The 13,835-nt window shown below is 43.0% G+C and carries 12 protein-coding genes, 1 tRNA gene and 1 pseudogene; 9 read left to right on the top strand and 5 right to left on the bottom strand.

Translation table 11 applies throughout. From position 1 onward, the window contains the following. The first annotated feature begins 901 nt into the window (after positions 1-901). From BT142_RS02200 to BT142_RS02230, 6 genes are all read left to right on the top strand, one after another. On the top strand, positions 902-2,179 hold the full coding sequence (locus tag BT142_RS02200; RefSeq protein ID WP_072416570.1) for an AAA family ATPase: 1,278 nt from the start codon (positions 902-904) through the stop codon (positions 2,177-2,179). After that, on the top strand, positions 2,157-2,777 hold the full coding sequence (locus BT142_RS02205; protein ID WP_072416571.1) for a retron system putative HNH endonuclease: 621 nt from the start codon (positions 2,157-2,159) through the stop codon (positions 2,775-2,777). The genes BT142_RS02200 and BT142_RS02205 overlap by 23 nt, the downstream gene beginning before the upstream one ends. A gap of 505 nt (positions 2,778-3,282) precedes the next feature. Then, complete coding sequence (locus tag BT142_RS02215; protein ID WP_139182165.1) at positions 3,283-3,498, top strand: hypothetical protein; 216 nt, start codon at positions 3,283-3,285, stop codon at positions 3,496-3,498. 13 nt (positions 3,499-3,511) lie between these two features. Next, entirely contained in the window at positions 3,512-3,721 is a 210-nt protein-coding gene (locus BT142_RS02220; protein WP_072416574.1) for a hypothetical protein, read from the top strand. 18 nt (positions 3,722-3,739) lie between these two features. Then, positions 3,740-3,988: a hypothetical protein gene (locus BT142_RS02225; protein WP_084659285.1), complete on the top strand. Its 249-nt coding sequence runs from the start codon at positions 3,740-3,742 to the stop codon at positions 3,986-3,988. Positions 3,989-4,052: 64 nt separating this feature from the next. After that, positions 4,053-5,144, top strand: a complete 1,092-nt coding sequence (locus BT142_RS02230; protein WP_072416575.1) for a site-specific integrase — start codon at positions 4,053-4,055, stop codon at positions 5,142-5,144. A 107-nt stretch (positions 5,145-5,251) separates the two neighbouring features. On the opposite strand, the pseudogene BT142_RS18950 reads toward BT142_RS02230, so the two are convergent. Both BT142_RS18950 and BT142_RS02240 read right to left on the bottom strand, forming a co-directional pair. Continuing rightward, positions 5,252-5,746, bottom strand: a pseudogene (locus BT142_RS18950) (RloB domain-containing protein); the annotation flags it as partial. Positions 5,747-5,907: 161 nt separating this feature from the next. Then, on the bottom strand, positions 5,908-7,224 hold the full coding sequence (locus BT142_RS02240; RefSeq protein ID WP_072416577.1) for an AAA family ATPase: 1,317 nt from the start codon (positions 7,222-7,224) through the stop codon (positions 5,908-5,910). Between the two features lie 453 nt (positions 7,225-7,677). Between BT142_RS02240 and BT142_RS02245 the strand changes: the two genes are divergently transcribed. Next, positions 7,678-8,778: a tyrosine-type recombinase/integrase gene (locus BT142_RS02245; protein ID WP_072416578.1), complete on the top strand. Its 1,101-nt coding sequence runs from the start codon at positions 7,678-7,680 to the stop codon at positions 8,776-8,778. 313 nt (positions 8,779-9,091) lie between these two features. Here BT142_RS02245 and BT142_RS02250 read toward each other — a convergent pair. Then, positions 9,092-9,184 (bottom strand) — tRNA-Ser (locus BT142_RS02250). Positions 9,185-9,460: 276 nt separating this feature from the next. Between BT142_RS02250 and BT142_RS02255 the strand changes: the two genes are divergently transcribed. Further along, a complete protein-coding gene (locus BT142_RS02255) occupies positions 9,461-10,843 on the top strand; it encodes a sensor domain-containing diguanylate cyclase (protein ID WP_072416579.1) in 1,383 nt (460 codons plus the stop codon). A gap of 40 nt (positions 10,844-10,883) precedes the next feature. Here BT142_RS02255 and BT142_RS02260 read toward each other — a convergent pair whose 3' ends face one another. Next, positions 10,884-11,474, bottom strand: a complete 591-nt coding sequence (locus BT142_RS02260) for an HAD family hydrolase (RefSeq protein WP_072416580.1) — start codon at positions 11,472-11,474, stop codon at positions 10,884-10,886. A gap of 28 nt (positions 11,475-11,502) precedes the next feature. On the opposite strand from BT142_RS02260, the gene BT142_RS02265 reads away from it, so the two are divergent. Then, positions 11,503-11,772 (top strand): acylphosphatase, encoded by a 270-nt coding sequence (locus tag BT142_RS02265; protein WP_072416581.1) that lies wholly within the window; start codon positions 11,503-11,505, stop codon positions 11,770-11,772. Here BT142_RS02265 and BT142_RS02270 read toward each other — a convergent pair. Continuing rightward, complete coding sequence (locus BT142_RS02270; RefSeq protein ID WP_072416582.1) at positions 11,765-13,612, bottom strand: glycosyltransferase family 39 protein; 1,848 nt, start codon at positions 13,610-13,612, stop codon at positions 11,765-11,767. The genes BT142_RS02265 and BT142_RS02270 overlap by 8 nt on opposite strands. Positions 13,613-13,835 lie beyond the last annotated feature (223 nt).

Below are 13,835 nucleotides of genomic sequence, written 5' to 3' on the forward strand. Positions count from 1 at the left end.
ACAACAAATTCCTTTTTACTCTGAAGAGACAATTATGTTTGGAGAAAGCAATATCGAAACTAAGGGTACAAATAAAGAAATATACCAAACATAACTAACTTCTTTATAAAACATACACAGCTTTTTTATTATGAATAGTATTGCATTCTTATGATAAGATTTGTTGATAAAAACACTTTTCCCTTTCTTCTAAATAGGTAAAATCATCATAAAATGAGAATCAACCTAATAATAACAAACGTTTATTATTCCATTGAATAGGGTCTTTTATGTTTGGAGAAAAGAAAAATGAAACCATAAGTAAACATAAAGAAAGAATACCAAACATACGGAAGCACTTCTTTATAGAATACTTATGTAGTTTTATATTCTAAATAGAATTGTTTTTATTCTTTTGTTTTATTGAACAAATCATACTCCTAAATTCAGTTCAATTTTAAAAACCCGTAAACGACTTGATGTTCCAAGTCGTTTACTAGAGTTTTACATATTATCTTTTTGCCGCCACTGTTCAAAGCCTTTATTTACAAGGGATATTTCATCTGCTCCCCACATAAACGATGCCAAAATTTGATTTTAAAAGTATCTGAAAAAAAGTGCTGTGATAATTAATTGCTTTTGATAGAGCTTATCATTTAAAGTGAAAGTATAATTCTTAGCTATATAATTATTTACCAGGTATATCATTGTATCGTGTAAATAGATTAAACATCGATTAATCATAACTTGAGTCTTATTTTTTAAGATTTTTTAAGAGGGGTTGCATATCAGATAAAAATATGTTATAATATCGTTATAGAAATTCAACTGCATATTTATACAAAACTCGGATCGAAAATGATTTTTAAATTGAATAACATAGTATAATTAGGACAGTATAATGTCAAGGGGGGGAACGTAAATGAAACTTATGGAAATCTACGCTCATAATTTCAAAGGCTTTTCTGAGTTAGATATTGAATTGCAAGGAAAAAGCACCGTCTTTTTTGGTGTTAATGGCGTTGGTAAGTCATCTATTCTTGCATTGATCAATTACCTGTTTCGCCCATGGTGTAACAGACTTAATCCGTCTCAGGGAATGGCTTTTAGTTCTCTTAATGATGAGCAAGTTCATATTGGTCAAACAGAACTGCAAATAGCAATAAAAGTAACTGATAGTCAGAAAGATTATGCTTTAAACAGAAAACACAGAAAAACAATCCCCGGAAGGAGAGGAAGTTCAACAATTTTTCCAAATGAATATCTAAAGCTAACAAATGATATCCGCTCAAAAGTTGAAAAAAACGATAATTTGCCTATTTTTGTCAGTTATGGAACAAACCGCTCCGTTTTACAGATACCGCTGCGAATTAGGCAGAAACACGAATTTACTCATTTTACTGCATTGGAGAGAGCTGTTGATAATTCTATTGATTTCAAAACTTTTTTTGAATGGTTTCGCAATCAAGAGGACATAGAAAACGAGTATATTCGAGACAATGGAGATAACAGATATCGTGATAAATCGCTCGAATGTGTTCGTAGGGCTGTTGAAGCGATGCTCGATCAAGTATCTGATCTAAGAATAAAAAGAAATCCCGTAAGGATGGTAGTAAAAAAGAATAATGAAGAAATAATGGTGGATTATTTGTCAGATGGTGAAAAATGCACGCTTGCTTTATTTGGTGATCTGGCACGCAGACTGGCAATAGCAAACCCTTCTAAAATCAATCCTCTTGAAGGTGATGGCATTGTTTTGATTGATGAGATTGAACTTCATATGCATCCGACATGGCAGCGAAGCATTCTTTCGACCCTGAGGAAAACATTTCCAAACATTCAATTTATCATTACTACTCACTCACCTCAAGTTCTCGGAGAATTGAACGATGAATATCTTATTTTTCACATCCAGCAATTACAGCAAAAGGAACAGATCATAAAAAGCATAAAACGTATGGATGGATTTGACAGCAACTATATCTTAGAGAACTTCATGGACACTTCGTCTGTAAATTTAGATTTTCAGAATAAAATCAAAAATGCTTATAAGCTTATTGAAGCGAATGATTTTGACGAAGCAGAAAAAGCAATAAATGAAATCATTCAAATTACAGAGCTCAATCATTCCGAAGTCATACGTTTAGAAGGTGCTTTGAAACGAGGTAAATACCTGCATGAGAAATATAATAAAGACTGAAGTTCCTGATTATTGGATAAAGCTGAGAAAAAAGAAGCCGCCACTAACTTTTTCTGAACTTGAACCAGATTTCAAAAAAGAAAAACTACAACTAAAAGATAATATGCTCAAAAAAGAGCAATTTTATATTTGCTGTTATTGTTGTAAACGCATTGATGAAAAGAATTCACATATTGAACATTTCAGATCACGAGATCATTTTCCTAATTTAGATATGGAATATACAAATATGCTGATTTCTTGTACCGATAATACTTGTGGTATGAAAAAAGGTTCAAATGATTTTCCTGAAACGCTATCATATTCTGATTGGGCGCATAGATTTATTTATACTATTGATGGACGCATCGCTCCGTTTGAAGATGATCATGTTGCTCAAGAAGCAATTAATATTTTGAATTTAAATGAAAAATCATTAGTTAATATCAGGCGTGATGTTTACGATGAGTGTATAAGATATTCAAAATGGATGGGGAAAGAGTATGTCAAAGAAACATATATTGATCTGCAAGACGGGATGTTACCACGCTTTGCTCCTATGATCGAGTATTTTTACGATCTGGGTCATTTTGATAATGATGTAGTTATGCTTACATAGATTTAATTACGATAACCATGCGTTCCAATAAACGGATATTTGTAATAGTCTTATATTTTTCATGGTATTATCACAGCATAATAAGCCAAAATATGTAAATGCTATTGAGACATAATCAATTTTATTTATAGTTGTTGACAAACATCAGAAAATATGCTATAATTAATTATCATCAACAAAAATCCTATTTGTTTTACAGCATTCAAATCAGTTCCGCATAAAGGAACTTTGAATGTCATGTTGTTTGATTTCTGCTTTGCGGTGTGCTTAACACCGCTTTTTTTAATAGATAATAGTATAAGCCGATGTTCATTTCCGAGCATCGGCTTTTTCAATGTCCCGATATAGTTTTGTTCGGCAAAAGTGAAAGTGTATATATAATGGAAAAAATTTTTGTTTTTTAAAATCAAGAATGAGCTCGTTTTTTTTCGATTTGAATAAGTTTTCTTATATAATAATAGTAGAACGATTTAAGTTCAAATTTAATAGAAAGGCGGGATTTAATATGAATTCCCAAAAAATCAAAAAGCTGAACGAGAATAGCAAAAAAGCCAAAGAATTATTCGCACAGGTCAAGGCAGAGAACATGAAGAAGCCCTTTAGCCCGAACGATCACGAAGACTGGGAGCGCTGCTTCAAGCCGCTTATCGAGATCGAGTTGCTGCTGAACGATTCAGAAGAGATTCTGGACGATTTAGAGTCGGAAGATGTGACAGATTAAGGAGGTGAACACTATGAACGATCTTGAAAAGATGAATGTGTTTGACAGAGTGAATTACATCAATAAGACTATCGATAAGGTCGAAAAGGAGATCGCAGAGGAGCCCATGAGCAAAAAGGTTCGCACGAATTGGGAGCTTGTGATAAGAGAAAGAATCATGCTCGCTATGCTTGAGGTCATTTGCGAAATTATGGACGGCGATTATAAAAACGACGACGATTAATGAAAGGAATGATAACCCATGAAAAAGAAGATAAACAACAGAAGTCCCACCGAAATGATACCCAAGATCATTTGGGCGAAGGTCAGGTATTATCAGATGCTGGACGATATGCCCGACGAAGTGCTGGCGGAGTATCTGAACATCTGCACCAAAACGCTGAGAGCCTATGACAAGGGTGCGGCAAATCTTACTCTCGGGCAGATAGCTTCTTACATTGATCTGACGGATAGAAAGATGACGGATCTTATCAACGATGACGATATTTAATAACAAAGGGCAGGGCGAAGTATAAAACTGCTGCGTCCTGCCATTTAACAAGGAAGTGTTTTTCATGGCAAAAAGCAGCGGCAAAAAGAAAAAGCCCGGGCAGCTAAGCTCGGGCAACTTCAGAAAGCAGTTGGTCATAGGTTACGATGTCAACGGAAAGAGGATCGTCAAGTCGTTTACCGCCAGAACAGCTTGGGAGGCGGAAAAAATGGCGGCGGAATACAGGGCAAAGCACGGTGTAGGTGTTGCTCCTGATGAGTTGACTGTGTCGGCGGCACTGGAGAAGTACATAAATGCGCGGCGGGACATTATTGCGCCTTCGACTCTCAAGGGGTATAACGTGATACTAAATCATCGCTTGCAGTCGATTATGATGACAAAGATTTCCAAGCTGAAAATACTTGATGTTCAGGCGGCGGTCAACAAGGATCATGCTGAAAAGGGCAGTTCAAGAAAAACGCTTAGGTCGGCGGTCAGTCTGGTGAACAGTGCGCTTGTGGCGCAGGGGTTTGACTATAATCTGCTCAAGAGGATAACTCTGCCGGGCGAGAGGGCTACCAAGCCCGAGCTGCCTTCAGCAGAGACAGTCATCGAAGCGATAAAGGGTACTGAATACGAGCTGCCGTGCCTGCTGGCGATGTGGCTGTCCATGCGTGTGTCCGAGGTCAGAGGACTCAAATATTCCGATATCTCCAGGGATCACAGGCACATCACGGTCTGCCGAACCCGTGTTTATCTGGGCAAGGGCAGGGATAAGGCAAAGGGCAGGACTAAAAACACCGGAAGCAACAGGTCTGTATGGTTGCCCGAATTTCTTTACAACAAAATAATGGAACAGCCCCACAGCAGCGATGATGAGTTTATCATCAACAAGACCTATAACCAAGTTGCACAGAATTTCCACAGATACATGGAGCGCAGAGGGATAAAGATCACGTTTCACCAGTTGCGTCATCTGTTTGCAACAACTGCAAACGATCTGGGAGTTTCGGACGATTACATACAGAAAATGGGTGGTTGGTCGTCCAACAGCATTTTGAAGAGCATTTACACTCACACTACAGCTGCGATGGAGGATAGGTATCAGAGGGTTATTGATGATTATTATATGGGTGTGATCAATGATTGTAATAATAAAAACAACATGGATGACTGACTGATATTTTGCGGTCAATATCCGAAAAATCTTGCATATAAAAACGTCTCATTTTCGGGTGAGACGTTTTTTAATAATAGTATTCATAGTTTTTTACTGTATAGATCTTATTCAGTCGCTTTAGCAAGCTGTTTTACAAGCTCATCTATATTACTATATGGATAATACCCAGAAATAATATCCTTCATTTCATATCCTTTTTCATCATATAAAGAACGTAGGCTTTCTGCATTTTTTATTGCTTTTTCAACATTTTGATATCCAAGAATGATCTTTGCAATAAGCCCCTGGTCATCTTTGTGCTTTTCATAGCTGTCAGTCAGTAAATCAAGATGTTGTTCTATTTTTTTAGCAATGGGTTTCTTTCTCAGCGGATCGCCATCAAGCTCTTCTATGTGCATCAAGAGCCATACCTCAAAAAGTAAGCTGGATACCAAAAGGTGATACTCGGATTCTGAGTTTTTAGCCTGTTCTATTACTTCTACTATATTATCTGGTGCGTCACCATCAAAAACAAGATATTTGTCATAATCATAGAAGGCTTTACTATTATGATCATCTTTGAGGAATTCTTCTGCATAGTTTAAAACAGCCTGTGCATTTGATTTAACATTTCCATCTGAATTACTATATTGTCATATTTATTTTTATTCGCTTTTTAAAAAAGTCGAAATAATTCATTTCTGTATGACCCTCGCAGAAAATGAGAATCTTACCTATATGCAGTTCTATTGTGTCGCTTGTTCGAGGGCTCAGCATCATCCTAGGCATTAGGCTCATCTCCTTGCTGCAACTCGTCAAAGCTCCTGAATATCGGGATAGCACCGTACTTTCCTTGAATATATTCTTTGTAGAACGATGAATCTTCCCTTACCTTAAGGTCTGCTAAAGTGTAGATTTTTGACTCCCCACGTTCGTTTTTATCGACAAATACTATTTCATCTCGTCTGAATTGTTCTTTGTTCAGCAAAGAAATATCGTGAGTGGAGAATATCAACTGAGATTTTGTGTTTTCAGACGACTGAAACATATTTATTATTAGTTTAGTCAACAAGGGATGTAACCGTGCTGACAATTCGTCAATGATCAAAACACCGCCTTTTTCCTGTATTTCAATTATTCTCTGAATAAACATAAAGAATCTTAGTGTTCCGGAAGACTCCTGATTCAGATCAAATGATATTTCGCCAATGGCATTTCCTTTTTCGTCAAACTTTTTGTGGATAGTTTTTATTTCAATGATCTTCTTGGAATTCAATGGATTTCCATTTGAAACAAGCTGCTCTTTTACTTCAATTCGTTCTATTCCAACATCTATCATTTTGAGATATTCTTCAACTCTGTTTTTATAATTCTGGTCAACGAATAGTCTGCTGTTTATTGATGCTTGACTTAAAGTGGTTTTGACCGATGTTTCCATAATCAGTTCAAAATAAACAGTAAGATCGCCAAAAATAAACTCTCTAAATCCTTCAACAAGCAAATCTCTTTCTTTGCTTCCAAGAAAATAATCCAATGCTGAAATAAACAGCCTTCCTGACGGAATACGGTCAATTTTATTCAAGATATTCTTATATTTTGTGCCAATAGACAGAATATCTTTTTCTCTGTCATAAATCTGATCATCGTTAATATAATACCATTCATTTATCACATCATAATCTGAATAGCCATCTGCGTAATCATCATCTGATATATTATTGTGCTTTAACTCAAATCCGTATTGATATCTATTACCTTTATAATTAAACACTATCTCAAACTCTGTATTGTCTTCTGAATCAGACAACAAAAACGGAGTGATGTTCTTATATGGACTATTGGATTTATTTGAGTTACTGAATAATTGATTGGATAAAACGATTTGAAAAGCATGTATTGCTGCGATCAGATTGGATTTTCCGGCAGCATTTGCTCCATAAATTGCAATAGTTTTTAAATGTCCATATTTTGCATCCGAATTAGTTTTTTCAGATAAAATAATATGATCCTTATGCTGTTTATACGAAAGAGCCCTGAAATCAAGAACTGATTCGTCCTTAAATGACATGAAATTCTTTACTCTAAATAACTCTATCATATTAGCACCTCCAATTATATTATACAGTATTTCCTTTGTTATGTCAATAATATTCTCGAAAAAAACGAGAATATTCATCTAAAATGCGCTAAGTATTCTGAAAATTGTTATTTTTCTCTGATTTTTCGGATTCGCTTAGTACCGTAGTGTTTGAAATACGGCTTCACAAACAGTTCTTTTGCAGAGAACATAATGATCTGAATCAGTTCGGCATTTCTGAAAAACCACTTTCACCGTTTATGGTAATCTAAATGTTCACAGGATCATGCATCATTTTATTGATTCGCAAATATAGATTCATGACTAATTAGAAGGATAAACAGAATAGCAATTCAGATCGGTGCCGTACTTTGTTATTGTTTTTCATCCGAAACCGGTTGCAAAAACGCCCGAAATATGCTATAATAAAAGTACCCTACTACGTCCTGTATAACTTGAAAGGACGTGCATTTTATGGCAAGTATAAAAGGTAATAAGAAAAAGCCCGGGCAGCTCAGCTCTGGCAAATTCAGAAAGCAGGTGGTCGTCGGCTACGATGAAAACGGGAAACGAATAGTCAAGTCATTTATAGCCAAGACCGAATGGGAAGCTGCAAAAATGGCAGCCGATTACAAGGCGAGACACGGTATAGGCGCAGACCCCGATGAGTTGACGGTTTCAGCGGCATTAGAGAAGTACATCAATGCCCGCAGGGACATCATCGCCCCGTCAACGCTCAACGGCTACAACATTATCCTGAAAAACAGACTCCAGGATATCATGATGAAAAAGATCTCCGAGCTGAAGATACTCGATGTTCAGGCGGCAGTCAACGCCGATTACAGAGATAAAGGTAGCTCACGTAAGACCCTCAAATCTGCACTTAGCCTTGTCAACAGCGCACTTGCGGCTCAGGGGTATGAGTATAATCTTGTCAAGAGAATCACGATTCCCGCACCCAAAGCCAAAAAGTCCGAGCTGCCGCCTGCGGAAGATGTTATCAATGCGATAAAGGGGACGGAGTTTGAACTGCCGTGCCTGCTTGCGATGTGGCTGTCGCTTCGGGTCAGTGAGGTCAGGGGCTTGCAGTATCGGGACATTTCTAAGGACGGAACGCACATCACAGTTTGCCGCACCCGTGTTTATCTCGGTTTGGAGAGTGACGAAAAGAGGGACTTCACCAAAAACGAAGGCAGTAACAGAACTGTCAGTCTGCCGAAGTACCTTTACGATATGATAATGGCTCAGCCGCACGCAAGCGATGATGACTACATTGTGAACATGAGCTACAATCAGGTATCGCAGAATTTCCGCAGGTACATGGAGAAAAATGGTATTAAGATAACCTTTCATCAACTGCGGCATCTGTTTGCGACTACGCTGAAGAATCTGGGCGTTGACGACGACTATATCCAGAAAATGGGCGGCTGGGCTTCGAACAATATCCTCAAGACCGTTTACACGCATACCAACGCCTCGCTCGAACAGCGGTTTCAGAGAATGATAGATGACTACTATATGGGTCTGATAGGCGGTTGTAACAGTACAAAAAATCTCCCTGATGAGTCAGGTTAAAACTGCTGTGTGATTATTTCGAGGTGATTTGTGTGATTTCAGTCATTGAACAATCCCGAAAATGCTTGATTTCACGGGATTCTGGGAGCATTTTTTCGTGTGATTTTGTGTGATTTCTCGTGTGATTTCGTGTGATTTCGTGTGATTTTGTGACAAAACGTGTGACTGAAAGTGGAAATTCAGCGTCAAATATGGAATTTTAATGAACAAAATGACCCTCTATTTTCCACAGACAAAATGCCCGCAAACCGCATAATAGCGTGCTAAACAAAGAAAAATCCCGTGTGATCAAGCTTTTGACCACACGGGGATTTGGCGGAGAAGGAGGGATTCGAACCCTCGATGAGCTATTAACCCATACACGAGTTCCAGTCGTGCGCCATAAACCGGGCTAGGCGACTTCTCCATAATTATTACATCGTCTTTACGACGATATATATTATATCACATTAAAAAGCATTTGTCAAGCGCATTTCCAAAAAATATCCGATTCTATCGAACTTCTCTACATCGCCGAAAAACATCCTTATAAATTGTAAACTCTGCACAAAAAATGCGACTGCCACCTTAGCGCGAAAGATTTAAATTTATCAAATTCTCTTGATTGTTGTACAAAAATATGATATAATAATAACAGTCCGTAAATAAATCGCGGAATAATCACCCTTTTCAGGAGGTAATTATGGATCTTCAGAGTTATGTTCAGCAAATTCAGGCTTGGGCGAGCGTCTACTCGTTCGAGATCCTCCCCGACGGCACCTACAGCGACCTGCTCCTCGAAGCCGTAAACGACGCCTACCTCGCGGTGCTGACTATGCGCCCCGACGCGCCGAAATTCTACAAGGGCATCCCCTACAGAAAATACTTCTGCGACGTTAATTTTGAAGCCTTCTGCCACAAATGCGCCGTCGGCAAAGAGCCCCTCTACTCCTACGTCAACGCTCACGGCGCATGGATCAGCGGTCACTACCTGCCCATGCAGCCCGAAAAGGAAGGCCGCTACTACTGCCTCTACATCGTCAAGACCTCGCCCGTCCCCGATTCCGACATAATGTCCGAACGCTCCGCCGAGATCTCCAACGCCGTCCTGAACCTAAGCATCAAACTCCACAAGAAACAGGATTTCATCCGCTCGATCGCCGAGATCGTCGGCGACATCCGCAAGATTTGCAGCTCAAAACTCTGCTCCGTCGCCCTCGTGGATAACGCCACCAAGTCCGTTCGGTTCATCAACGAGCGGGGGCTCAATCAGGATTACCTCATGTCCCTCGCCGACAGCATGAAACGCACCCCCTACGAAATGACGCAGGCGTGGGAGAAACTCCTTGCAGGCAGCGACTGCCTTCTCGCCAACGACCTCTCCATCGTCAAGGAGCGCGACATCGTCTGGTACAACTCCCTCGTCGAAAAAGGCGTCAGCAGCATCGTCCTCTACGTCATAAAATTCAACGGCGAGACCGTCGGCTTCATCTGGGCGGCGAACTTCGACTCCGAAAAGATGATGACGATCAAAGAGACCCTCGAACTTTCGACGTTCTTCATGGGCGCCGTCATCGCGAACTACCAGCTGCTCGGCAGGCTCGAACTTCTCAGCAGCGTCGATATGCTCACCGAAGTCAGCAACCGCAACGCCATGAACAACCGCGTCGATGCCATCCTCAGGACCGATGACCGCCCCGCCGCTATGGGCGTTGTCTTCGCTGACCTCAACGGCCTGAAAACGGTCAACGACATCCAGGGTCACGACGCAGGCGACAAACTCCTGAAATGCGCCGCAGGTATCCTCAAAATAGCCTTCGGCGATTACGAGATATACCGCGCAGGCGGCGACGAGTTCGTAGTGTTCTGCCCCGATATTACCGAAGCGGAACTCGAATCCCGAACCGCCGAACTGAAAGCCCTCGCCGATGACACCCACGACGTCAGCTTCGCCGCAGGCGCAGTCCGCTTCGACGGCGACTACGACATCTGCAAAGCTATGCAGGCAGCCGACGCCAAAATGTACGAAGACAAAAAATCCTACTACCTCGCCCACCCCGACAAAAACTGGCATGCTCGCGAGTGACGGGGGGAGAGTGCGGGTCTCCCAAAATATAGACCCGTACTCACTCCCCCGAGATGATCTCGTAAAGAGAGTCGTAGGATAGGTTTTTGAAGTGGATGGTTTTCATGCCGACGACCTCAGCGGCGCGGACGTTTAGTTCGGTGTCGTCGATGAAGATGCAGTCGGCGGGGTCGAGGGAGTACCTTTCGCAGAGGATGCGGAAGATGGCGTAGTCGGGCTTGACGATGTGTTCAAAGCAGGAGAAGATACCGCCGTCCATATAGCGAATAAAGGAGAGTTCCTGTGGGGCAGTGTGCATCAGGTACTCGAAGTAGTTGGACAGGAAGAAGACCCTGTGACCGTCGGCTTTGAGCTTCTGTATGAGTGGGATGGCGTCCTTTCTCTGCTTCGGTATCTCACCGAGACGCGAGAATAGCAGACGTATCTCCTGCTCGCAGTCGGGAGCTTTTTCGATGAACTTTCGGAGCACTTCCTCGTCGCGCATCACGCCCCTGTCCAGTTCGAGCCAGTAGGGGTTGCCCCACATGGCGGCGATGACCTTCTCCGCGGTCTCCTCGCCGAGGATACGCTTTGCGAAGCCCTCAAAATCAAAGTCAACAAGCACCTTTCCTATATCAAAGATAACATTCATAAACTCTATCCTTTCTCACGGAGGTAAAATGGAAAAAACAAGAACACACTACATTTTCTCGGGGCGCGTCCAGGGCGTTGGATTCCGCTACCGAATGTACTACGCGGCCATGACCTACGGGGTCACGGGCTGGGTCAGAAATCTCTACGACGGCACAGTCGAAGCCGAACTCGAAGGCGACCCGCGTGACATCGCCAGCGTTCTTCGACAGGTTCAGGACAGCTACTTTGTCAGCATCGACGACATGAAGCCGACCCCCATGCCCGTCCTCGACAGCAGCAGCTTCGAGGTCAGGTAGCCCTTCTTTTGAGGATGAAGAAGGAACGTCCGTTCGCTTCTATCATGTACTCGATGTCGGGGTCGTCGCCGATGATGTCGTCCACCTCTTCGGTCACGAGCCTTGCCACGTACCAGTCTGGGGGCGGGTCATCCACCAGAATGTTCCTTGTTTGCAGCTGGTACTTCTTCTTTTCGGGAACCAGACCTTTCTCGACTATCATATCCGCCTGCCTGTCGGTGAGCAGGTAGTTGTCCCACTCAGCCCAGACGTAGTCGGGGGAGTCGAAGGCGTTCTTCGCGGCGGAGTTGTCCTCTTTCAGCTCCTTGGCTGTTACGTAGTACACCTTGTCGCACTTGTAGAGATAAGCGCAGGTGTTGGTCATTATCATCCTCTTGTCGGGGATGATGACGATGTTCTTCGTCCCCTCGAAGGTGTCGGCGGCCTCAGTGACGGTGACGGGGTAGGCGCTGAACATGAACAGCTTCCTGTTCTGCAAATTCGACCTGAAAGCCATCACAGCCACCACCGCCAGCAGCACGGGCAGGGAAGCCCTGCGAATAAGCGGCAGCTGACCGATGATCCCTTTCAGCAGTATCACCGCCGCAAGACACGCGAAGGGATACGCAGGCATCACGTACCTGAGCGAGGTCTTTAAGGTGTAGGCGATGTCGCAGGAGAGGTTCGCGAAGATGATTATCCCCGCGACACCGAACATAATCATCACAGGACCGTAGTGGGAACTTCTGAGAAGGTTTCCCGCTTCGGTCATTTTTTCTCTGAGGGCTTTGGCTGCATTCTTCACCGCTGCCGAATCTCTGAACAGGAACAGTACAGGCGCCGCCACAGCGATGACGATCACCAGCACAGCCGTGATGTAAGCGCCCTTGTCGCTGCGCAGCATATACACCCTGAATCCCAGCGAGTACTTGGTCACGTAGTCGAGGATGGCACGCAGCTGAGTGAAGAAGTCATACTGCTTCTCCCCCGTGAACTGGTTGTTGAATATGTGGTCGAGCATGGCAGGGAAGACCCCCACGAAGGCTCCCAGCGTCGCCGCCATCAGCAGTCCGTACCTCACCGCCTGCAAGAATCCTCTCCTCACGATGAGCCACACGCACACTGCAAAGGTCAGGAACCCGATGTACGCGATAGCCGAGTACTGTGTGTTGAAGGCAAGGAACGCCGTGATGTAAACGGGCAGCAGAGCTTTCACCGTTTTCATTTCGCCGTCGTAGATGTACCGCATGGTGTAGAAGGTGTTCATCACCAGCAGCATGGTCAGCAGCGAGTACATCCTGATGTAGATGAAGGTGAACAGCGCCCCGGGCACAGCCGCGTAAAACAGCACCGCCGTGAGGGCATACACTTCCGAGCCCGTCAGCAGCTTCCCCAGCCTGTACAGGAAAAACTGCGTCACCCACATGAATATCAGGCTCGGTATAAAGGCGAACAGCAGCGAGAACCTGTCGGGGAAGAAGGAGCACACCGTGTGCAGCATCGCATAGTACAGCACGGGATGACAGTCCAGCGTCTGATTGTGGTACACCGACCCGTAGCTGAACCTCTGCCCCTTCTGAACCGTGATGTAGTCCTTCAGCTCCGACCCGTCCACCACTTCGTTGAAGTTGTCGTTCAGGTCGTGGTCGTCGATGTAGTTCGCCCTGTAGCCGTCGGGCGCGTAGATGAAGGGCTTGTAGTAGCTGTTTGAAAGCCCGAAGCTCCACACCTCATCGGAGAATATCCCCTTGCGCTCGAAGGCGAAGCAGAGGCACATATACACCGTCTGCGCGATGATGATGAGCAGGAGCAGTATGCGGCAGATCTTAGCCGTTTTCGCCATAGCGGTATTCTCCGTCATAATTATCTCTCCTAAAAAAATATGCCCGCCGTAGCGGGTCATACTGAAATTATCATACAGAGCCGAGGCAGATTATGTCTTCGGCTCTGTTTGCGTTTCGATATTGTGTTTTATCAACCCTCGGAAGTATCATCGTGCCAGCCGTCGCTTGTGATGATTACATCGCTGGTGCCGAATTCAACGATCTGGAGCTCAGGTGCAGTATATTTTTCCATAACTATTC

The organism is Ruminococcus sp. YE71 (genome assembly GCF_900119155.1).
Classification (GTDB): Bacteria; Bacillota; Clostridia; order Oscillospirales; family Ruminococcaceae; genus YE71.

Excerpts from the sequence above, each read along its gene's own strand:
- BT142_RS02200 (WP_072416570.1), top strand. The coding sequence starts at position 902 with ATGAAACTTATGGAAATCTACGCTCATAATTTCAAAGGCTTTTCTGAG.
- BT142_RS02205 (WP_072416571.1), top strand. The coding sequence starts at position 2,157 with ATGAGAAATATAATAAAGACTGAAGTTCCTGATTATTGGATAAAGCTG.
- BT142_RS02215 (WP_139182165.1), top strand. The coding sequence starts at position 3,283 with ATGAATTCCCAAAAAATCAAAAAGCTGAACGAGAATAGCAAAAAAGCC.
- BT142_RS02220 (WP_072416574.1), top strand. The coding sequence starts at position 3,512 with ATGAACGATCTTGAAAAGATGAATGTGTTTGACAGAGTGAATTACATC.
- BT142_RS02225 (WP_084659285.1), top strand. The coding sequence starts at position 3,740 with ATGAAAAAGAAGATAAACAACAGAAGTCCCACCGAAATGATACCCAAG.
- BT142_RS02230 (WP_072416575.1), top strand. The coding sequence starts at position 4,053 with ATGGCAAAAAGCAGCGGCAAAAAGAAAAAGCCCGGGCAGCTAAGCTCG.
- BT142_RS02240 (WP_072416577.1), bottom strand. The coding sequence starts at position 7,224 with ATGATAGAGTTATTTAGAGTAAAGAATTTCATGTCATTTAAGGACGAA.
- BT142_RS02245 (WP_072416578.1), top strand. The coding sequence starts at position 7,678 with ATGGCAAGTATAAAAGGTAATAAGAAAAAGCCCGGGCAGCTCAGCTCT.
- BT142_RS02255 (WP_072416579.1), top strand. The coding sequence starts at position 9,461 with ATGGATCTTCAGAGTTATGTTCAGCAAATTCAGGCTTGGGCGAGCGTC.
- BT142_RS02260 (WP_072416580.1), bottom strand. The coding sequence starts at position 11,474 with ATGAATGTTATCTTTGATATAGGAAAGGTGCTTGTTGACTTTGATTTT.
- BT142_RS02265 (WP_072416581.1), top strand. The coding sequence starts at position 11,503 with ATGGAAAAAACAAGAACACACTACATTTTCTCGGGGCGCGTCCAGGGC.
- BT142_RS02270 (WP_072416582.1), bottom strand. The coding sequence starts at position 13,612 with ATGACGGAGAATACCGCTATGGCGAAAACGGCTAAGATCTGCCGCATA.